Source organism: Lentzea sp. NPDC055074 (assembly GCF_053608005.1).
Genome location: NZ_JBSGUQ010000012.1, coordinates 31,637 through 51,426, shown reverse-complemented (window position 1 = coordinate 51,426; position 19,790 = coordinate 31,637). Strand labels below are relative to the sequence as shown.

At 69.0% G+C, this 19,790-nt stretch carries 20 protein-coding genes; 13 read left to right on the top strand and 7 right to left on the bottom strand.

What is annotated here, in order from left to right:
- Positions 1-118: 118 nt before the first annotated feature.
- Positions 119-406: a hypothetical protein gene (locus ACWF7A_RS25740; RefSeq protein WP_452253053.1), complete on the bottom strand. Its 288-nt coding sequence runs from the start codon at positions 404-406 to the stop codon at positions 119-121.
- A gap of 103 nt (positions 407-509) precedes the next feature.
- On the opposite strand from ACWF7A_RS25740, the gene ACWF7A_RS25735 reads away from it, so the two are divergent.
- Positions 510-2,504 (top strand): protein meaA, encoded by a 1,995-nt coding sequence (locus ACWF7A_RS25735; protein WP_452253052.1) that lies wholly within the window; start codon positions 510-512, stop codon positions 2,502-2,504.
- 17 nt (positions 2,505-2,521) lie between these two features.
- Positions 2,522-3,280 carry an enoyl-CoA hydratase-related protein gene (locus ACWF7A_RS25730; RefSeq protein ID WP_452253051.1) on the top strand — a complete coding sequence of 253 codons (759 nt, stop codon included), beginning with the start codon at positions 2,522-2,524 and terminating at the stop codon, positions 3,278-3,280.
- Here the strand turns inward: ACWF7A_RS25730 and ACWF7A_RS25725 are convergent.
- Positions 3,195-4,049, bottom strand: a complete 855-nt coding sequence (locus ACWF7A_RS25725; RefSeq protein WP_452253050.1) for a helix-turn-helix transcriptional regulator — start codon at positions 4,047-4,049, stop codon at positions 3,195-3,197. The two genes, ACWF7A_RS25730 and ACWF7A_RS25725, sit on opposite strands and share 86 nt — an antisense overlap.
- Before the next feature lie 102 nt (positions 4,050-4,151).
- Here ACWF7A_RS25725 and ACWF7A_RS25720 point away from each other — a divergent pair, with 102 nt between their 5' ends.
- The gene (locus ACWF7A_RS25720) at positions 4,152-4,850 is read left to right on the top strand and encodes an SDR family oxidoreductase (RefSeq protein WP_452253049.1); all 699 of its coding nucleotides are present in this window, start codon (positions 4,152-4,154) and stop codon (positions 4,848-4,850) included.
- Here the strand turns inward: ACWF7A_RS25720 and ACWF7A_RS25715 are convergent.
- Both ACWF7A_RS25715 and ACWF7A_RS25710 read right to left on the bottom strand, forming a co-directional pair.
- Positions 4,847-5,254 (bottom strand): hypothetical protein, encoded by a 408-nt coding sequence (locus tag ACWF7A_RS25715; RefSeq protein WP_452253048.1) that lies wholly within the window; start codon positions 5,252-5,254, stop codon positions 4,847-4,849. The genes ACWF7A_RS25720 and ACWF7A_RS25715 overlap by 4 nt on opposite strands.
- Positions 5,251-5,829, bottom strand: coding sequence for a DJ-1/PfpI family protein (locus ACWF7A_RS25710; protein WP_452253047.1), 579 nt, complete (start codon positions 5,827-5,829; stop codon positions 5,251-5,253). The genes ACWF7A_RS25715 and ACWF7A_RS25710 overlap by 4 nt, the downstream gene beginning before the upstream one ends.
- Before the next feature lie 110 nt (positions 5,830-5,939).
- On the opposite strand from ACWF7A_RS25710, the gene ACWF7A_RS25705 reads away from it, so the two are divergent.
- The gene (locus ACWF7A_RS25705; protein ID WP_452253046.1) at positions 5,940-6,857 is read left to right on the top strand and encodes a GlxA family transcriptional regulator; all 918 of its coding nucleotides are present in this window, start codon (positions 5,940-5,942) and stop codon (positions 6,855-6,857) included.
- Here ACWF7A_RS25705 and ACWF7A_RS25700 read toward each other — a convergent pair.
- Positions 6,848-7,342 (bottom strand): NUDIX domain-containing protein, encoded by a 495-nt coding sequence (locus ACWF7A_RS25700; RefSeq protein ID WP_452253045.1) that lies wholly within the window; start codon positions 7,340-7,342, stop codon positions 6,848-6,850. The two genes, ACWF7A_RS25705 and ACWF7A_RS25700, sit on opposite strands and share 10 nt — an antisense overlap.
- 96 nt (positions 7,343-7,438) lie before the next feature.
- On the opposite strand from ACWF7A_RS25700, the gene nucS reads away from it, so the two are divergent.
- Positions 7,439-8,098, top strand: coding sequence for an endonuclease NucS (nucS, locus tag ACWF7A_RS25695; protein ID WP_452253044.1), 660 nt, complete (start codon positions 7,439-7,441; stop codon positions 8,096-8,098).
- Positions 8,099-8,102: 4 nt separating this feature from the next.
- Here the strand turns inward: nucS and ACWF7A_RS25690 are convergent, their stop codons facing one another.
- Positions 8,103-8,294: a hypothetical protein gene (locus ACWF7A_RS25690; protein WP_452253043.1), complete on the bottom strand. Its 192-nt coding sequence runs from the start codon at positions 8,292-8,294 to the stop codon at positions 8,103-8,105.
- A gap of 188 nt (positions 8,295-8,482) precedes the next feature.
- Here ACWF7A_RS25690 and ACWF7A_RS25685 point away from each other — a divergent pair, with 188 nt between their 5' ends.
- The 4 genes from ACWF7A_RS25685 (at position 8,483) to ACWF7A_RS25670 (ending at position 13,253) form a co-directional block, all read left to right on the top strand.
- Entirely contained in the window at positions 8,483-10,174 is a 1,692-nt protein-coding gene (locus tag ACWF7A_RS25685) for a sodium:solute symporter family protein (protein WP_452253042.1), read from the top strand.
- Between the two features lie 11 nt (positions 10,175-10,185).
- Complete coding sequence (locus tag ACWF7A_RS25680) at positions 10,186-10,422, top strand: hypothetical protein (protein ID WP_452253041.1); 237 nt, start codon at positions 10,186-10,188, stop codon at positions 10,420-10,422.
- Positions 10,423-10,649: 227 nt separating this feature from the next.
- Positions 10,650-11,660, top strand: a complete 1,011-nt coding sequence (locus tag ACWF7A_RS25675) for a hypothetical protein (protein ID WP_452253040.1) — start codon at positions 10,650-10,652, stop codon at positions 11,658-11,660.
- Between the two features lie 87 nt (positions 11,661-11,747).
- A complete protein-coding gene (locus ACWF7A_RS25670; protein ID WP_452253039.1) occupies positions 11,748-13,253 on the top strand; it encodes an aldehyde dehydrogenase family protein in 1,506 nt (501 codons plus the stop codon).
- Between the two features lie 69 nt (positions 13,254-13,322).
- Here the strand turns inward: ACWF7A_RS25670 and ACWF7A_RS25665 are convergent, their stop codons facing one another.
- Complete coding sequence (locus ACWF7A_RS25665) at positions 13,323-14,315, bottom strand: ABC transporter substrate-binding protein (protein ID WP_452253038.1); 993 nt, start codon at positions 14,313-14,315, stop codon at positions 13,323-13,325.
- 144 nt (positions 14,316-14,459) lie between these two features.
- Here ACWF7A_RS25665 and dhaK point away from each other — a divergent pair, with 144 nt between their 5' ends.
- The 4 genes from dhaK to ACWF7A_RS25645 all read left to right on the top strand — a co-directional run bounded on the left by dhaK (position 14,460) and on the right by ACWF7A_RS25645 (position 19,754).
- Positions 14,460-15,452, top strand: coding sequence for a dihydroxyacetone kinase subunit DhaK (gene dhaK, locus ACWF7A_RS25660; RefSeq protein ID WP_452253037.1), 993 nt, complete (start codon positions 14,460-14,462; stop codon positions 15,450-15,452).
- A 1-nt stretch (position 15,453) separates the two neighbouring features.
- On the top strand, positions 15,454-16,080 hold the full coding sequence (gene dhaL / locus ACWF7A_RS25655; RefSeq protein WP_452253036.1) for a dihydroxyacetone kinase subunit DhaL: 627 nt from the start codon (positions 15,454-15,456) through the stop codon (positions 16,078-16,080).
- Positions 16,077-16,775, top strand: coding sequence for a dihydroxyacetone kinase phosphoryl donor subunit DhaM (gene dhaM / locus ACWF7A_RS25650; RefSeq protein ID WP_452253035.1), 699 nt, complete (start codon positions 16,077-16,079; stop codon positions 16,773-16,775). Before dhaL ends, dhaM begins: the two co-directional genes overlap by 4 nt.
- Positions 16,776-17,978: 1,203 nt before the next feature.
- Positions 17,979-19,754, top strand: coding sequence for a 3-hydroxyacyl-CoA dehydrogenase family protein (locus ACWF7A_RS25645; RefSeq protein ID WP_452253034.1), 1,776 nt, complete (start codon positions 17,979-17,981; stop codon positions 19,752-19,754).
- The last annotated feature ends 36 nt before the right edge of the window (positions 19,755-19,790 follow it).

Here is a 19,790-nt window from a genome sequence, read left to right as displayed (position 1 = left end):
TTGCGCTCGCCCGCTCGCGCGGTGAGGTTCGCCGGGAAGTCGGTCATCCGGCCGTCGCTTTCCGCCGAATCGCCTCCGGCGGTTGACGGAAAGAGACAACCGGACGACCGACGCGAACTCACGTCCTGAGCACGAGCCGCGCGTTCGGGACGTCCGCCGGGAACACCATCACCTGGTAGGGCGCGTGCCGTGAACGCGTGGCTCGCACGCCGTTGCGCTTGAGCTTCTGCACGAGGACGTTCGCGGCCTCCTCCGTGGGCACGACCGCGACCTCGCTGAGCAACCCGAAGTCCGTGCCGTCCAGATCCGGCACTGGCCGTTTGTCGTTGCCCGCGAAGTACCGCAACACCACAGCCAGCAAGGCGAGAACCGCGAACACGATCCCTGTCTGGTAGAAGCCCGTCACCTCTTCATCATGCTCCCAGTGGTCTCGATTCAGTGAGCAATCGCACGCGCAGCAACTGTTACCGGCCAGTACGCTCCGGTGAACGACGATGTGGGAGGTTGCTGTGCCGTACCCAGCTGACCGGGAACGCGACCGCCCCTGGGTGATGCGGACGTACGCGGGGCACTCCTCTGCGGCCGCTTCCAACGCGCTCTACCGGCGGAACCTGTCCAAGGGCCAGACCGGCCTGTCCGTGGCGTTCGACCTGCCGACGCAGACCGGCTACGACCCCGACGACGAGCTCGCGAAGGGCGAGGTCGGCAAGGTCGGCGTGCCGATCAGCCACATCGGCGACATGCGGCAGCTCTTCGACCAGATCCCGCTCGGCGAAGCCAACACGTCGATGACGATCAACGCGACGGCCATGTGGCTGCTCGCCATGTACGTCACCGTGGCCGAGGAGCAGGGCGCGGACCCGTCGGCACTGGCCGGCACCACGCAGAACGACATCATCAAGGAGTACCTGTCCCGCGGCACGTACGTGTTCCCGCCGGGACCGTCGCTGAGGCTGATCACCGACATGGTCGCGTGGACCGTGTCGAACGTGCCGAAGTGGAACCCGATCAACATCTGCAGCTACCACCTCCAGGAGGTCGGCGCGACGCCGGCGCAGGAGGTCGCGTACGCGATGTGCACGGCGATCGCCGTCCTCGACTCGGTGCGCGACTCCGGTCAGGTGCCGCAGGAGAAGTTCGGTGAGGTCGTCGCCCGCATCTCCTTCTTCGTGAACGCCGGTGTGCGGTTCATCGAGGAGATGTGCAAGATGCGCGCGTTCGCCCAGCTGTGGGACGAGATCACGCTGGAGCGGTACGGCGTCGAGAACCCGAAGCACCGCCGGTTCCGCTACGGCGTCCAGGTCAACTCGCTCGGACTCACCGAGGCGCAGCCGGAGAACAACGTCCAGCGCATCGTGCTGGAGATGCTCGCGGTCTCGTTGTCCCGCAACGCCCGTGCGCGTGCCATCCAGCTCCCCGCGTGGAACGAGGCCCTCGGCCTGCCGCGCCCGTGGGACCAGCAGTGGGCGTTGCGCATGCAGCAGGTGCTCGCCTACGAGACGGACCTGCTGGAGTACGCGGACATCTTCGACGGCTCACCGGTCATCGAGGCGAAGGTGAACGAGATCCTCGCCGGCGCGCGGGAGGAGATCGACCGCGTGCAGGCGATGGGCGGTGCCGTCGCGGCCGTCGAGTCCGGCTACATGAAGTCGAACCTGGTGTCCTCGCTGGCGGATCGCCGCCGCCGCGTCGAGGCGGGCGAGGACATCGTCGTCGGCGTCAACAAGTTCGACACGACCGAGCCGTCGCCGTTGCAGGCCGAGGGCGCGAACGCGATCGAGACGATCGACCCGATCGTCGAGCTGCACGCCGTCGAGGCCATCCAGCAGTGGCGCGCTTCGCGGGACAACGCCGCTGTCGAAGCATCTCTGGACGCGTTGCGCGAGGCCGCGAAGACCGACCAGAACCTCGTCGAGGTGACGCTGGCCTGTGCCCGCGCCGGCGTGACGACGGGCGAGTGGTCGCAGGCCCTGCGCGAGACGTTCGGCGAATACCGTGCCCCCACAGGTGTTTCCGGCGCCTCGGCGTCCGGCGAGGCGGGCTCGGAGATCGCGCGTGTGCGCGACCGGGTGCGGTCCACCGGCGAGGAGCTGGGCGAGCGCCTGCGCATGCTCGTCGGCAAGCCGGGTCTCGACGGCCACTCCAACGGTGCCGAGCAGGTCGCCGTGCGCGCCCGCGACGTCGGCTTCGAGGTCGTCTACCAGGGCATCCGCCTCACGCCGTCGCAGATCGTGTCGGCGGCCGTGCAGGAGGACGTGCACGTCGTGGGCCTCTCGATCCTGTCGGGTTCGCACCTCGAGGTGGTGCCCGCGGTGGTCGACGGGCTGCGCGCGGCCGGTGCCGGGGACATCCCGGTGATCGTGGGCGGCATCATCCCGCCGGACGACGCCGCCAAGCTGCGCGAGCGCGGGGTGGCGCGGGTGTTCACGCCCAAGGACTACGAGCTGACCGAGATCATGGACGAGATCGTCACCGTGATCCGGGAGGTGCGCGGGCTCGGCTAGGGCCTTACTGTCGCGGCATGGTCGACGTTGCGCGGGACGGGTCGGTAGTCCGGATCACGATGAACCGCGCGGCCAAGCGCAACGCGCTGTCCGCGGAGCACCTGAGCGAGCTGCTCGAGGCGTTCCGCGAGGTGAGCACGTCGGACGCGGCCGGCATCGTGCTGGCCGCCGACGGGCCGGTGTTCTCCGCCGGGCACGACTTCGCGGACGTGCACGCCCGTGACGAGGAGGGTGTGCGGCAGCTGCTGGAGCTGTGCACCGTGCTGATGAAGACCATCCAGTCCGCGCCGCAGGTCGTGATCGCGCGCGTGCAGGGGCTGGCGACGGCGGCCGGGTGTCAGCTGGTGGCGTCGTGCGATCTCGCGATGGCGGCGGACACGGCCGGTTTCTCGTTGCCCGGTGGCAAGGCCGGGTGGTTCTGCCACACGCCCGCGGTGCCCGTGGCGCGGTCGATCGGGCGCAAGCGGTTGATGGAGCTGGTGCTGACCGGGGACGTGATCGACGCGGCCACCGCGGTGGAATGGGGGCTGATCAACCGGGCCGTGCCCTTGGACCGGTTGGACGTGGAAGTCGACGATCTGCTGGCGCGGGCCACGCGGGGGAGCCGGGCGTCGAAGGCCATCGGCAAGCGGACCGTCTACGCGCAGCTCGACCGGCCGGAGGCCGACGGGTACGAGATCGCGCTGTCCGTCATGGCCGAGACCTCGCAGTCCCCGTCAGCCAAAGAGGGACGGGCGTCGTTCCTGGAGAAGCGGCCGCCCGTGTGGCCCGACTAGTCGCGAGGAGCCTCAGCGCGTCGGCGTTCGGGCCCGGCTCGGCCTGGTAGACCACGAGGAACTGGCCGGGCGCCTCCCGGACGTCGAACGAGTGGTAGGTCAGCTTGAGCGGGCCTACCGCGGGATGCACGAACTCCTTGGCGTCCTGGGTCTTCCCGCGCACCTCGTGGTGCTCCCAGAGCTCTTTGAAGACCGGGTTCTGGTTCAGTTCCGCGACCATCTGCTGGAGACGCGTGGACTTCGGGTCGGCGGTCTGCCGCAGGTGTGCGACGGTGCTCTGCGCGACCCAGTTCCAGCGCGGGTAGAAGCTCGCGGCCGCCGGGTCGAGGAACGTCATCCTGGCCGCGTTGTCGGCGGGGGTGAAGGGCTCGTAGAGGGCCTCGGCCAGTGCGTTCGAGGCCAGCATGTCCAGGAACCCGTTCATCACGAACGCCGGCATGTCGTGCATGCCGCTCATGAGCCGCCGCAGCTCGGGGCTGACCTTGTCGGTCGTGTGGCCTTCGTCGGCGACGACTCCGGCGAGGCGGTGCAGGTGTGCGCGGGCGTCGGTGTCGAGGTGCAGCGCTCGGCTGAGGGCGTCGAGGACCTGCGCCGACGGGTTGGTCTCGCGGCCCTGTTCGAGGCGGGCGTAGTAGTCGGCGCTGACTCCGGCGAGCACCGCGACCTCCTCCCGCCGCAGGCCCTTGACCTTGCGCTGGGTGTGGCTCGGCAGGCCCGCGTCCTGGGGGTTCACGCGGGCGCGGTGGGCTTTCAGGAACTCGCCGAGCATGGTTCCGAGGATATTCGGAGCGCGGGTCGTCTGCCTGGGTGTGGCACTCCTAGGGAGAAGGTGTCCTGGTCGAGGTCGTGATCCGCGCCGATCGTTGTCGGCATGAGCAAAGTCGTTCTGATCAGTGGAGCTTCCAGCGGCATCGGCGAGGCCACGGCCCGAGTTCTGGCCGCGGCAGGACATCAGGTGTTCCTCGGGGCGCGGCGCGAGGACCGGCTGGCCGCGCTGGCCGAGGAGATCGGCGGTGCGTACGCGCCGCTGGACGTGACGTCGCGCGAGTCCTTCCAGTCCTTTGTGGACGCGGCGGTGGAACGGTACGGGCGGGTCGACGTGCTGGTGAACAACGCCGGTGTGATGCCCTTGTCCCTCATGGACTCGTTGAAGGTCGACGAGTGGGACCGCATGGTGGACGTGAACATCAAGGGTGTCCTGTACGGCGTCGCCGCCGTGCTGCCCCGGTTCACCGGCGGCGGGCACGTCGTGAACGTCGCCTCGATTGGCGCGCACATGGTCATGCCGACCGCCGCCGTGTACTGCGCGACGAAGTACGCGGTGTGGGCGATCTCCGAGGGCCTGCGCCAGGAACGCGACGACGTGCGCGTCACCGTGATCTCGCCCGGTGTCACGGAGTCCGAGCTGGCGGACACCATCACCGAGGACTTCGCGGCGGACCTGATGGAGGACTTCCGCAAGATCGCGCTGCCGGCGTCCGCCATCGGTGACGCCATCGCCTACGCGATCTCGCAGCCTTCGGAGGTCGACGTCAACGAGATCGTCGTGCGGCCGGTGAACCAGCGTTAGGCGCCGGTCGTCGAGCCCGGCCGGAGGATCATCAGCACTGTCACGGTCGCCCACAACAGGTTGAAGATCCCCGTGTACATGGCCAACCGCTTGACGTCCTTGGTCTTCAACGCCTTCTCCTGACCGGGAAGGATCTTGAGGGCCAGCACGAACGCGGCGGCGGTGGTGAGCGCGATCGACACGATCACCCAGGGGTGGCCGGTCACGCCCATCACGCCCGCCGTCGCGAACCCGAAGACCGGCACCGAGATGCCGACGAGCGCGTAGACGCGGCAGATCCGGTGCAGGAGCTCGGGGTTGCCGGTCGTGGTGACGGCCTTCGGGAACATGCTGGCGGCGACGGTGACCGGGCCGATCGCGATGATCGCGGCCAGGACGTGCAGCGAGAGGAAGAACTTGCTCACGCCGCGCTCCACACCGTGCCGCGGCGCTCGTGGGCGAACAGCGTCTCGACCTGCAGCGCTCGCTGGGCGCCGACCTCGCGTTCGAGCAGGTAGAGGCCGAGGTCGACGCCCGACGTGACGCCGGCGGCGGTGACCAGGTCGCCGTCGTCGACGATGCGGGCGTGGACCGCGTTCACGCCCATGGACTCCAGCGCGTGCAGGCCGAGGTGGTTCGTGGTGGCGTTGCGGCCCTTGATCAGGCCGGCGATGCCGAGCAGCAACGAGCCTCCGCACACGGTCGCGAGTAGTGCGCTGGTGTCCTTGAGCGCGGGACCGACCGTGACGGCACCCGCGCTGAGCAGGGCGAAGATCTCCTCGTCCTGGTGGGCCGCCGCGCCGGGCACGACGATGATGCCGACACCGGGGTCGAGCTGGGCCGTCGCATCGAGGGACAACAGGCCGAGACCGGCCGGGACCTCGCGCGGCCCTTCGACCGCCACCAGTTCGGTCGGGATCCCGCCCGCGGTCAACGTCTCGTACGGGCCGATCACGTCCAACGGGTCGAAGCCGTCGAACAACACCACTTGAGCTTTCACAGCACCTGCTCCCTCACGTCGGTGATCAGAACCGTAGGAGGGCCGGAACCCGTCGAGAACTGGCTGGAATGCCATGTTCCAACGGATTCTCGCCAGCTACGGTGGTGGACGTGCACGAGGTGGCAGTGGTGGCGATGGACAGCGTGGTCCCGTTCGACTTCGCGACGCCGGTCGACGCGTTCAACTGGGTCGGCCGGTACCGCGTGCGGGTCTGCGGTCCGAAGAGGACGGTCGACGCGGGCTGTTTCGAGATCAAGGTCCCGCACGGCTTGGAGCTGCTGTCCGAGGTGGACACGATCGTGCTGCCGGGGCACGACCCGGCGATGGTGGTGCCCCGGCAGCTGGTCGAGGCGTTGCGCCGGGCCGCGGCCCGGGGTGCCCGGATCGCGTCGATCTGCACGGGTGCCTTCGTGTTCGCCGAGACCGGGCTGCTGGACGGGCTCCGCGTGACCACGCACTGGCTCGGCGCCGAGGAGCTGGCGGCGCGTTTTCCGGCGCTGGAGGTCGATCCGGACGTGCTGTACGTCGACAACGGCCAGTTCCTGACGTCCGCAGGTGCCGCCGCGGGCCTCGACCTCTGCCTGCACATGATCCGGCGTGACCACGGGTCCGCCGTCGCGGCCGACGCGGCGCGCTTCGCCGTGATGCCGCTGGAACGCGAGGGAGGGCAGGCGCAGTTCATCGTGACGCCACCGGTGGCGCCTCAGGGAGCGGAGCTCGAACCCCTGCTGCTGTGGATGGATGCCAACGCGTCCCGCGAGCTGACGCTGGAGGACCTGGCCAGGCAGGCGGGCATGAGCACGCGGACGTTGAACCGGCGGTTCCGCGAGCAGACCGGCACGACGCCGTTGCAGTGGCTGCACCGGGCGCGCGTGAGGCAGGCCCAGCACCTGCTGGAGACGACGAAGGACCCGGTCGAGCTGATCGCGAGCCGCGTCGGGTTCGGGTCGGCCACGGCGTTCCGCGACAGGTTCAAGCGGATCGCCGGCACCTCACCGCAGAGCTACCGGGCGGCCTTTCAGGGCTGAGAGTGCTCGTGCAGCAGGAGAAGCGTGTACGCGGCGATCGACTGGGCGTCGGTGATCTCGCCCTTCGCGATCATCGACTCGAACTCCGCGCGCGGGAACCACCGCGACCGCATGTCCTGCTCCTCGTGCTCCCGCTCGTGGAAGCCCTCGGTGAGGTTGGTCGCGAGGAACACCCGTCCGCGCTGCGACGACATGCCGGGCGCGACGTCGAGCAGCCCGAGCTCGATCATCCGGCCGGCCCGCAGCCCGGTCTCCTCGCGCAGTTCGCGGGTGGCGAGCTGCACCGGGTCGGAGTCGGCGCGGTCGGGTGCGGTGCCCTGGGGGAACTCCCAGCGGCGCAGCCCGATCGGGTAGCGGAACTGCTCGACGAGCCGCACGCGTTCGCCGTCCAGCGGGATGATCAGCGCGAAGTCGGGCTTGTCGACCACGCCGTAGATGCCGCTCGAGCCGTCCGCGCGTTGGATCTCGTCCTCGCGAACGGTCATCCACGGATTTGCGTACACCTGACGGGTGCCGAGGCTTTCCACGCCACGGACCGTACCTAACGACCGGATTCTGGACGCACCCCGTAGCCTGTCGCGGTGCGTCTCGTCATCGCTCGCTGCCAGGTCGACTACGTCGGACGGCTCACCGCCCATCTGCCCATGGCTCAGCGCCTGTTGCTGATCAAGGCCGACGGTTCGGTGTCGATCCACTCGGACGACCGCGCGTTCAAGCCGTTGAACTGGATGAGCCCGCCCTGCTGGCTCATCGAAGATCCGGACATCTGGACGGTGCAGAACAAGTCGGGGGAGAAACTGATCATCACCCTCGAAGAGGTGATGCACGACTCCAAGCACGAGCTCGGCCCCGAGCCCGGCCTGCAGAAGGACGGCGTCGAGGCCGACCTGCAGAAGCTCCTCGCCGAGCACGTCACCACCCTGGGCGAGGGCTGGACGCTGGTGCGCCGCGAGTTCCCGACGCCGATCGGCCCGGTCGACCTGATGTGCCGCGACTCCGTCGGCAAGTCGGTCGCCGTGGAGATCAAGCGGCGCGGGGAGATCGACGGCGTCGAGCAGCTGACCAGGTATCTGGAGCTGCTCAACCGCGACCCGTTGCTGGCGCCGGTCGCCGGGGTGTTCGCGGCGCAGCAGATCAAGCCGCAGGCTCGGGTGCTGGCGGAGGACCGCGGGATCCGGTGCGTGGTGCTGGACTACGACGCGTTGCGCGGGATCGAGCCGGACGAGTTCCGGCTGTTCTGACGTCTCAGAGGAACATGCCGACGGCCTGGATCGCCGCGGAGAGCGAGTGGTCCGGGCCTGACGCTTGATGGGCGAGTCTGATCGCCCACACCGGTCTGCCCGCCACGACCAGGTCCATGAGCTCCGCGAGCGTCTCGTCGGACAGCGACTCCAGCAACGTCAGCGCCGCGTCCTCGTGCTCGCTCGGTTCGTTCACGGCGTGAGTTTCGGCGAAACCGCCACCCACGCGCATCCCGTTTTCGCACGTCTGCGACTTCGACGAGCGTCCCCTCAAACCTCGTGGTTTGGTGATCAACCACACGGGGTAAGTCCCGCTGCGCCCGGAGTAATGTCCTCTCCTGGTCGATGGTGTTCGACTTTGTTTGAGTCTTTGGGAGGTGGACGGTGTCGATCTTGGCTGAGGCGGACCTGCGGCTGGACGCGGGACCGATCGACTACGCGTTGTTGTTGATCTACTTCGTGGTGGTTCTCGGCATCGGCGTGATGGCGCGACGATCCGTCTCCTCCAGCCTCGACTTCCTGCTGTCCGGCCGCTCGCTGCCGGCGTGGGTCACCGGGCTCGCGTTCATCTCCGCGAACCTCGGCGCGCTCGAGCTGATGGGCATGACGGCGAACGGCGCGCAGTACGGCATGGCGACCGTGCACTACTACTGGATCGGCGCCATCCCCGCGATGGTGTTCCTCGGTCTGGTGATGATGCCGTTCTACTACGGCTCGAAAGTGCGCAGTGTTCCCGAGTTCATGCGCCGCCGGTTCGGCAAGCCGGCCCACCTCGTCAACGCGATCAGCTTCGCCGTCGCGCAGATCCTGATCGCGGGCATCAACCTCTTCGCGCTCGCGGTGATCATCGACGCGCTGCTCGGGTGGCCGCTGCCGGTGTCCATCTGCGTCGCGGCGCTCGTCGTCCTCGCCTACACGACGCTCGGTGGTCTCAGTGCCGCCATCTACAACGAGGTGCTGCAGTTCTTCGTCATCGTGGCCGCGCTGGCGCCGTTGACGATCGTCGGCCTGATCAAGGTCGGCGGCTGGCAGGGGCTCGTCGAGAAGGTGACGGACCAGGAGCAGCTGTCCGCCTGGCCCGCGACCGAACTCACCGGCATCAACCACCCGGTGTGGAGTGTCATCGGTTTGGTGTTCGGTCTCGGCTTCGTGCTGTCGTTCGGTTACTGGACGACGAACTTCGCCGAGGTGCAGCGCGCGATGAGCGCCAAGTCGATGTCCGCGGCCAAGCGGACGCCGATCATCGGCGCGTACCCGAAGGCGTTGATCCCGGCGATCATCATCATCCCCGGCATCATCGCCGCGGTGATCGTGCCGGAGATGGCGCAGCTCAAGGCCGGTGACACGAGCAGCGGCGTGGTCTACAACAACGTGCTGCCGCTGCTGATGCGCGACCTGCTGCCCAACGGCATCCTCGGCATCGCGATCACGGGTCTGCTGGCGAGCTTCATGGCCGGTGTGGCGGCGAACGTCAGCTCGTTCAACACCGTCTTCACGTACGACCTCTGGCAGGACTACATCAAGAAGGACCGGCCGGACGAGTACTACCTGCGGGTCGGGCGGCTGGCCACGGTCGGCGCGTGCGTCCTCGCGATCGGCACGGCGTTCATCGCGGCCTCGCTCGGCGGGTCCAACATCATGGACTACATCCAGGCGCTGTTCTCGTTCTTCAACGCACCGCTGTTCGCGACGTTCATCCTCGGCATGTTCTGGAAGCGGATGACGCCGACCGCCGGTTGGGTCGGCCTGCTCGCCGGTACGTTCACGGCGATCTTCATCTACGCGATCTCGGAGCCGTCGTTCGGCATCGAGCTGCTGGAGCTGCCGGGCCAGGGCGCGAGCTTCCTCGGCGCGGGTCTCGCGTTCGTGGTCGACATCGTCGTGAGCTTCGGGGTCAGCCTCGTCACGAGGCCGAAGCCGGACAGCGAGCTCGGCGGGCTGGTCTACAGCCTGACGCCCAAGGCGGACAGGGCGCACTCCACCACCGGTGAGGACGCGGGCTGGTACCGCTCGCCCGCCCTGCTGGGTGGCGGAGTGCTGGCCCTGACGACCGTTCTCTACTTCATCTTCGGCTGAGGGAGGCTGCCATGAGGTTGTTCGACCTGCGACTGATCATCGCTTTCCTCTTCGGCCTGTACGGCGTTGTACTGGTCGTCATCGGGTTCGGGTTCACTACCGACGAGGACCTGAAGAAGGCCGAAGGGGTCAACATCAACCTGTGGGCCGGCGTCGCCATGGTGGTGCTGGCGGCGGCGTTCGCCGCGTGGGCGACGCTGCGGCCTCAGTTCGCGGACACGGACAAAGAGCCGCTCAAGGAGCTATGACTGGGGACGACCAGGGTAAACAGGGTTGAAGGCCTCGATCGTCCACGCGTCGAGCCAGGTGATTGCGCGGCGAATTCGGTTTCGCACGTCTCTCCTTCTGTCGGGGTCTTCACTCTGTACATCGCGTCGATCTTCTGAATCGTTCCCGTAGCGCTGGGTGACATGTGCCACGGGCCAACTCGGGGTACCGCCCACGAACGCGCGCAAAGGTCGCTACCGTGCACGTCGTGCCTCGTTTTCGTGCCACCGCTGTGGTCGCCGCCGCCGCGTTGCTGATGGCCGGCTGTGCGACCGGGCCGGGTCTTGCCAAGACCAACTCTCCGCGCCGCACCGTGCAGGCGGGTGCGGACGCGACCACGACCGATCCGTCGACCAAGCCGTCGGCCGAGCCGGGCAAGCCCGTCGACCCGGCGTTCGCGGCGGAACGGCTGCGGCTGATCAACCCGTGCGCGTTGATCGACAAGGACGTGCTGCAGACGGTCGGCACGCCGTCGAGGTACACGAGCAGCTCCTACACGCGCTGCGCCAACTACATGAAGGACAAGGCCGGCAAGACGCTCAGCATCACGATCGACATCGGGTACTCGCTGACGTCGACGGAGCTGAAGAACGCGACCAAGCAGATCGCCGGCCTCAAGAGCGCCGAGCAGAAGCTGAACAACACGTCGTGCTTCATCTCGGTCGTGACGCAGGAGAGCCCTGCACGGGCCGTGCGACTGCAGACGAGCACCGGCACCAATGGCAGCGAGGCGTGCGAGCCGGGCCGCAAGGTGCTGGAAGGCGCCGTGCGCAAGCTCAGGGGCAACCCGCAGAAGTACAGCCCGCCGAAGGGCTCACCGGTCGAGGTCGACCCGTGCGCGATCGTCGAGAGGTCGACTCTCGCGCCCGTGCTCGGTGCCTCGCCGCGTGCGTTGCCGTTCGGGCTGCACCAGTGCTCCTGGTCGGGGCAGAGCGCGCAGATGCAGATCGAGTTCAAGACGGCGCGCATCCCGAAGGACGGCAAGTTCGACAGCAGGTCCGTCGAGACCGATCTCGGTGGCGGGGTGAAGGGCTACCAGTCGTTCAGGGACAGCTCGTACCCGACGTGCGAGCTGGTGCTGGTCCGGACGAAGGACCAGACCGACGCGGGGGAGATCGTGGAGTTCACGGTCGCGGCCTCGAAGGAGAAGGAGCTGGATCGCTGCCAGGCGGCGCAAGCGTTCGCCAAGGCGGTTCTTCCCGCGCTGCCCCAGGCCTGACCTCCCGCGCGCGACCAGGCGGGGGCTGAAAGTTTCCCGTGCACGCGTTAGTGTCGGGGTTACTCGCGAGTACCTGGAGGACCCCCCATGACGCAGACCGCTTCGGACAGCGCGCTGTCGGCCGATGGCGAGCAGCGGCGGTTCGCATCACTGGACCCGCGCACGGGTGAGGTCGTCGCGCACCACCCGATCCACACGGCCGCCGAGGTCGAGGACGCGGTGTCCTCGGCACGCGAGGCCGCGGCGTGGTGGGCGGGACTCGGGTTCGAGGGCCGCAAGACCAAGCTCGACGCGTGGCGCAAGATCCTCTCGCAGCGCTCGGACGAGTTCATCGCGTTGATCAGCTCGGAGACGGGCAAGCCCGCGGACGACTCCCGCGTCGAGGTCGCGCTGGTGATGGACCACCTGCACTGGGCCTCGCGGCACGCCGGTCGTGTGCTGGGCAAGCGCCGTGTGTCCTCGGGAATGCTGATGTTCAACCACAGCGCGACGGTGGAGTACCGGCCGTTGGGCGTCATCGGCGTCATCGGGCCGTGGAACTACCCCGCGCACACGCCGATGGGTTCGATCTCGTACGCGTTGTCCGCGGGCAATGCCGTGGTGTTCAAGCCGTCGGAGTTCACGCCGGGGGTGGGCACGTTCCTCGCGTCGACGTTCACCGAGGCGGTGCCGGAGTACCCGGTGTTCCAGGTGGTCACGGGCTTCGGTGAGACGGGTGCCGCGCTCGTCGGGGCGGGTGTCGACAAGATCGCGTTCACCGGTTCCACGCGGACAGGCAAGAAGGTCATGGCCGCGGCCGCCGCGTCGCTGACGCCGGTGCTGGTCGAGTGCGGTGGCAAGGACGCGCTGATCGTCGACTCGGACGCCGACCTGACCGCCGCCGCCGAGGCCGCGATCTGGGGCGCGGTGTCGAACGCCGGCCAGACGTGCGCGGGTGTCGAGCGGATCTACGTGGCCGAGGACGTCGCCGACGCGTTCACCGAGATCGTGGTGAAGCGGGCGAACAAGCTCAAGCCGGGTGGCGAGCCGAACGCGAACCTCGGGCCGATCACGATGCCGTCGCAGGTGGAGATCATCCGCGAGCACGTGCAGGACGCGCTGGACCGCGGCGGCAAGGCGCTGGTGGGCGGTCCGGACTCGATCAGGCCGCCGTACGTCGAGCCGGTGGTGCTGGTCGACGTGCCGGAGGACTCGCTGGCCGTCACCGAGGAGACCTTCGGGCCGACCGTGGTGATCAACCGGGTGCCGAACGCGCTGGAGGGCGTGCGGCTGGCGAACCAGTCGAAGTACGGGCTGGGGGCCGCCGTGTTCTCCAAGGCGCGCGGGGAGGAGCTGGCGGCCGAGCTGCGGGTCGGGATGGTGTCGGTCAACTCCGTGCTGACCTACGCGGCGGTTCCCGGGCTGCCGTTCGGCGGGGTCGGCGACTCCGGGTTCGGGCGCATCCACGGTGAGGACGGGCTGCGCGAGTTCTCCTACGCCAAGGCCGTGACGAAGCTGAAGTTCAAGTCCCTGATCGACATGGCGACGTTCGACCGGTCGTCCATGGCGGGCAAGCAGATGCTGCGCCTCGCGCGGATGCTCTTCGGTCGCTGACTCGCTGACTCGCTGACTCGCTGACTCGCTGAGTCGCTGAGTCGCCGAAGAGCATCCGCTCGGGGTTCTCTAGGCGCCGAGCTGGGTCTTCATGTCGTCGAGGACCACGTTCGCGGCGAGCACGCCGAGACCGAGGAAGTAGGTCTCGTCGAGGACCGGCTTGGCCTTGCCCGCCTTGACGGCGTTCAGGCCGGTCCACAAGGGACCGCCGAGGACGGACGCCTGGGCGGTCTTGGCCGGGTCGCCGTAGGTGGAGTAGAGGATGAAGTCGCCGTCGGCCTTGCTGATCTGCTCCGCGCTGACCTCGGCGGCCAGGTCGTCCACCTGGGACGGGCTCGGCTGCCCGATCTTGGCGTCGATCAGGATCGTGCCGATGAAGGACTTCTTGGCGTACAGGCGGATGCGGCCCGGCATGAAGCGCAGCGCCGTGACCGCCGGGCGCACGCCGAGCTTCTTCTCGATGGCGTTGCCGGTCTCGACGGCCTTGTTCGTGTAGTCCTCGAGCATCTTCGCGGCGTCGGCCTGGCGGTCGAGCGCGGCGGCGTTGAGGAGGAAGTTCTCCTTCCACACGTAGCCGGGACGCACGGCGAAGACGGTCGGGGCGATCGCGGAGAGCTTCGGGTAGAGGGCCTCCGCGCGTAGCTGCGTGCCCAGGATGAGGTCCGGGTTCAGCTTGGTGATCGCCTCGAGGTTGAGGTTGTTGGTCGTGCCGACGTTCTCCGGCGTACCGCCCTTGTCGCCGATGTAGGACGGCATGGTCGGGGAGCCGTCGGTGTAGGCGATGCCGACGGGCTTGATGCCGAGCGCCACGACGTTGTCGAGCTCGCCCGTGTCGAGCACGACCACCCGTTCGGGTTTCTTCTCGAGCTTGGTCTCACCCATCGCGTGCTTGATCGTGCGGGGGAACTCGCCGGGCTTCTGCGTCGTGCCGAACCCGTTGCTCAGCTCGGTCGCCTTGCCGAAGTCCTCTCCACCTTGGGCGACGGTCGGCTTGTCCGGCGCACTGGTGCAGGCGGTCAGGGTCAGGGCGACTGCTACGAGCAGCGCTGCTCTCTTCGACACGACGTTGTTCCTCCACTACGGAACGTGATGTTGACCTGCATTTATTAGGGCAGGCTAACGGTAGCCGGGTCCTTTGCCAGTTCCGAGTGTCAGACCCCCGGAGTAAGAAGGAACACGGTCACCGCCGATCGGAAGGGCGCAACGATGAAGAAGATCATCAACGATCCGGAAACCGTGGTGCAGGAAGCGCTGCGGGGGATGCAGGCAGCCCATTCCGATCTGCTGACCGTCCACGACGACCCAGCGGTCGTCGTGCGCGCAGGCGGGCCGGTGCAGGGCAAGGTCGCGCTCATCTCCGGGGGTGGGTCGGGCCACGAGCCGCTGCACGGCGGGTTCGTCGGGCGGGGCATGCTCGCCGCGGCCTGTCCGGGGCCGGTGTTCACGTCGCCGACGTCGGACCAGGTGGTCGACGCGATCGCGCGGACCGACGGTGGCGCGGGGGCGTTGCTGGTCGTGAAGAACTACACGGGCGACGTGCTGAACTTCGAGATGGCGGCGGAGCTCGCGGAGTCGGAGGTCCGGTCGGTCGTGATCGACGACGACGTGGCGGTGCAGGACTCGTCGTACACGGCCGGGCGTCGCGGCGTCGGCGGCACGGTGCTGCTGGAGAAGATCGTGGGCGCGGCGGCGGAGCGCGGTGACGATCTGGCCGCCTGCGAGGCGTTGGCGTTGCGCGTGATCGCGTCGGTGCGGTCGATGGGCCTCGCGCTGACCGCGTGCACGGTGCCGCACGTGGGAGAGCCGTCGTTCGAGCTGGCCGACGACGAGATGGAGATCGGCATCGGCATCCACGGCGAGCCGGGCAGGCAGAAGGTGCCGACAGGGACGGCGTCCGAGATGGTGTCGGCGCTGCTGGAGCCGATCCTCGAGGACCTGCCGTTCGCCTCCGGCGACCGGGTGCTGCTGTTCACGAACGGGATGGGCGGCACGCCGCTGCTCGAGCTGTACCTGGCGCACGGCATCGCGGAACAGCTGCTGGCGGATCGGGGGATCACGGTGGAACGAAGGCTGGTCGGGCCGTACATCACGAGCCTGGAGATGCAGGGCATGAGCCTCACGTTGCTCCGCCTCGACGACGAGATGGTCGAGCTGTGGGACGCGCCGGTCCACACGCCCGCACTGCGGTGGGGAGTCTGAGGTGGGGTGCACGGCAGCGGACGTCATCGCGGCCATCCGAGCCGGCGCGGCCGTCGTCCAGGAGCACCGTGACGAGCTGGTGCGCCTGGACCAGGCGATCGGCGACGCCGACCACGGCGAGAACATGAAGCGCGGCTTCACCGCGGTGCTGTCCCGTTTGGACACCGAACCGCCGGACACACCGGCCAAGGTGCTGAAGCTGGTCGCCACCACCCTGATCTCGACGGTGGGCGGCGCGGCGGGCCCGTTGTACGGCACGGCTTTCCTACGCGCCTCCTCGGCCGTGGGTGATCTGGCGGAGCTGGACGCCGCCGCCGTGGCACGGGCTCTGCAAGCGGCGCTGGACGGCGTCGTGGCCCGCGGGAAGGCCGTGGTGGGCGACAAGACGATGGTCGACGCCCTCACCCCCGCCGTGGCGGCAGCGGCGCGCGCCGAGGGCTCGGTGGCCGCCGCCCTCTCCGCGGCGGCGGACGCGGCAGCCGAGGGGGCCTCCTCGACGGTGCCGATGGTGGCCCGCAAGGGCCGAGCCTCGTACCTGGGCGAGCGCAGCGCGGGCCACATGGACCCGGGCTCGAGGTCGACGGCGCTGCTCCTGCGCGCCTTCGCGGACGCGGCGGCGAAGGCATGACGGACACGAGCCGAGTGGGCCTGGTGGTCGTCTCGCACAGCGACATGCTGGCCAACGGAGTGGCAGAGCTGGCCACCCAGATGGCGCCCGACGTGGCGGTGCTCCCGGTCGGCGGCACCGAGGAAGGCGGCCTGGGCACCGACTACGGCGCCGTGGTCGAGGCCCTGGCAGACGCGGACGCGGGGGCGGGCGTAGTGGTGCTCTACGACCTGGGCAGCGCCAAGATGACGGCCGAGATGGCGGTGGAGTCGGCGGACGACCCGTCCCGCTACACGGTGGTGGACGCCCCACTGGTGGAAGGCGCGGTGGCCGCGGCAGTGGCCGCCCAGGGAGGCGCCCCGATGGCCGACGTGGCAGGCGCGGCCGAAGGCGCCTCGGGCGAGGCCCCGGTAGCCACCCCGGCCCGTCCGGCACTGCACCTGGTGTCAGACGCGGTGACGGCGGAGATACCGCTGACCAACGAGGTGGGCCTCCACGCCCGCCCAGCGGCACTGCTGGCCCGCACGGTCGCAGAGCTCGACGCCGACGTGGTCGTCCGCTACGGCGAGGAGGAGGCGAACGCGGCCAGCGTGCTGGCCCTGATGGGGCTGAGCGTGCCCGGCGGCAAGTCGATCACCGTGGTGGCGACGGGGAAGGACGCGGGGGAGGCGGTGCGCCGCATCGAGGAGCTCGCGGAGAGGGGGTTCGACGACTGACGGCCCTTCGGGCCTGCGGTGGGTTGCTGGGCCTCGCGCCGGGAGGTGCCGGAGGTGTGGGCTGTCGCGCGGTAGCGGGACGCGCGGGCTGTCGTGCGGAGGCGGACGCGCGGGCTGTAGTGCGGTGGCCGATGCGCGGGCGGCGGATGCGCGGCTAGCGGGCGGTGGCGGACGAGCGGGCAGGCGGTGGCAGGCGCGGGCTGTCGTGCGGTGGCGGATGCGCGGCAAGCGGGCGGCTGCGGAGTCGCGCGCAGTCATGCGGTGGCGGTCGAGCGAGCGGCGGCGGGAGGTGCGAGCTGTCGTGCGGTAGCGGACACGCGGGCTAGCGGGCGGCGGCGGAGTCGCGCGGTGGCGAATGCGCGGGCAAGAGGGGCCGCGGAGGTGCGGGCTGCCGTGCGGTGTCGGCGGTCAGGCCTGTCGTGACGCGCCGTGGTGGAGGCGCGGCCTTGTTGCGCCGCACGGTGTTGAGGCCTGCTTGGCGCGAACCACCTGGGGCTTCTGCCTGGGGCGACATTGCCAGCTGTCCCCGTCCCGGCCGCTCTCACCCTGGCCGCTCTCACCCGGCTGCGCCCATCCAGCTGAGTTCACTCGGCCGCTTTCGTTCGGCAGCGGCACCCTGCCGCTCTCGCCCCGTCGCTTCCGCTGCGCAGCCTTCGTCGGCCGCTCCCACCCGGCCGCTCCCACCCGGCTGCGCCCATCCAGCTGAGTTCACTCGGCCGCTTTCGTTCGGCTGCCGCACCCTGCCGCTCTCGCCCCGTCGCTTCCGCTGCGCAGCCTTCGTCGGCCGCTTCCAACCAGCCGCGCCCATCTGGCTGCCCACTCAGCCGCTCCCACTCAGCCGCTCCCACTCAGCGCTCCTGCTCAGCTGCTCCTGCTCGGCTGCTCGCGTCCAGCCGCGTTCGCCTGGCCGCCCTCGCCTGGCCGCTTCCGCTCGGCCGCTTCCGCCCAGCCGTCCCAAAGGCCCTCGCCGCCGCGCACCCGCCCGCCACCCCACCCGAGCCCGCACCCCGCCTCGATCGGCTCAACTCCCTGTTCCCCCACACGGGTTCATCAGGCAAAAGACCTTCTCGCTCAGCCCGCTAGACCGATAACTGTTTCGATCCCGATGGCGAAGCTCACGACGCCGCCCCGCGCTGGGAGTGGCATAGTCGCCCGCAAGTTACTCCTTGGTAGCCCACGCTTTACCCCGCAGGGAGGTCTGCAGTGGCGCGCGAGATCAACACCGTCGGAGTCGTCGGCTTCGGAACCATGGGCGCGGGCATCGTGGAGGTACTCGCGCGCACCGGGCTCGTGGTGAAGGTGGTGGAGGTCGACGCGGCCGGCGTCGAGCGCGGCCTCGGGCACCTCGAGCACTCGACGCAGCGGGCCGTGAAGCGCGAGAAGCTGACCTTGGACGAGAAGGCCGCGATCGAGGGGCTGGTCACGACCAGTCTCGAGCTGGGCAGTCTTGCGGACTGCGATCTCGTCATCGAGGCGGTGCCGGAGAACGTCGCGCTGAAGGCCCGGATCTTCAAGGAGCTCGACAGGGTCCTGAAGCCCGAGGCGATCATCGCGTCCAACACGTCGTCGTTGTCGATCACCGAGATCGGTGTCGTCACGAAGCGGCCCGGCAAGGTCGTGGGGCTGCACTTCTTCAACCCCACGCAGGTCCTCAAGCTGGTCGAGGTCGTGCGCACGGTCGTCACGGAGCCGGACGTCATCACGGACGTGGTGGCGTTCGCGGAGCGGCTGGGCAAGTCGCCGGTCGTGATCGGGGACAGGGCCGGGTTCATCGCGAACGCCCTTCTCTTCCCGTACCTCAACCACGCCGTGAAGATGCTGGAGTCCAAGTACGCGACGCGTGAGGATCTTGACGCGGCCATGCGGTACGGCTGTGGCTATCCGATGGGGCCGTTGGCGCTGTTGGACCTCATCGGGCTCGACACCGCGTACGAGATCCTCGACACGATGTACCACCAGTCTCGCAACCGGTTGCACTCGCCGGCGCCGTTGCTGAAGCAGATGATCACGGCCGGGCTGCTCGGGCGGAAGTCCGGGCGCGGTTTCTACACCTACGACGGGCCCGACTCGCCGGTGGTCGTCGACGACGTGCACACGCCGTCCGAAGTGGACAGTGCCGTGCAGGCGCGGGAAGTCCAGCGGGTCGGTGTCATCGGCACGGGCACGATGGCGACGGGCATCGTCGAGGTGTTCGCCAAGCGCGGGTACGACGTCGTGTTGCGGGCGCGCAGCATCGACAAGGCCGAGAAGGCGATCGGCGCGGTGCGCAAGTCGTTGGAGCGCGCGGTCAGCAAGGGGCGGTTGTCCGAGCAGGACCGTGACGCGACGCTGGCGCGCATCTCGCCTGCCGTGGAGTTCGTCGAGCTCGCGGACTGCGACCTGATCGTCGAGGCGGTGGCCGAGGAGATCGGGATCAAGAAGGAGGTCTTCGCGGCGCTCGACGAGGTGTGCAAGCCCGGCGCCGTGCTCGCGACGACCACGTCGTCGCTGCCGGTCATCGAGGTCGCGGCGGCCACCAGCAGGCCCGCGGACGTCGTGGGGCTGCACTTCTTCAACCCCGCGCAGGTCATGAAGCTGGTGGAGGTCGTCGAGACGATCTCCACGGGCGCCGACGTGGTCGCGACGGCCCGCAGGATCTGCCTGGATCTCGGCAAGCACCCGGTGCACTGCGGCGACGTGGCGGGCTTCATCGTCAACGCCCTGCTCTTCCCGTACCTGAACGACGCGGTGAAGATGCTGGAGGCGCACTACGCCGAGGCCGACGACATCGACAACGCCATGAAGGTCGGCTGCGGCCTGCCGATGGGGCCGTTCGCACTGCTCGACGTCGTGGGGCTGGACGTGTCGCTGGCGATCGAGCGGACGCTCTACAACGAGTTCCGCGAGCCCGGCTTCGCACCGGCGCCGTTGCTGGAACACCTGGTCACGGCCGGTCGTCTCGGTCGCAAGACGGGCAAGGGGTTCCGCGACTACTCGTGAGCCGTTCACAGGGGCACCATGTCCCGTCTGGCATGG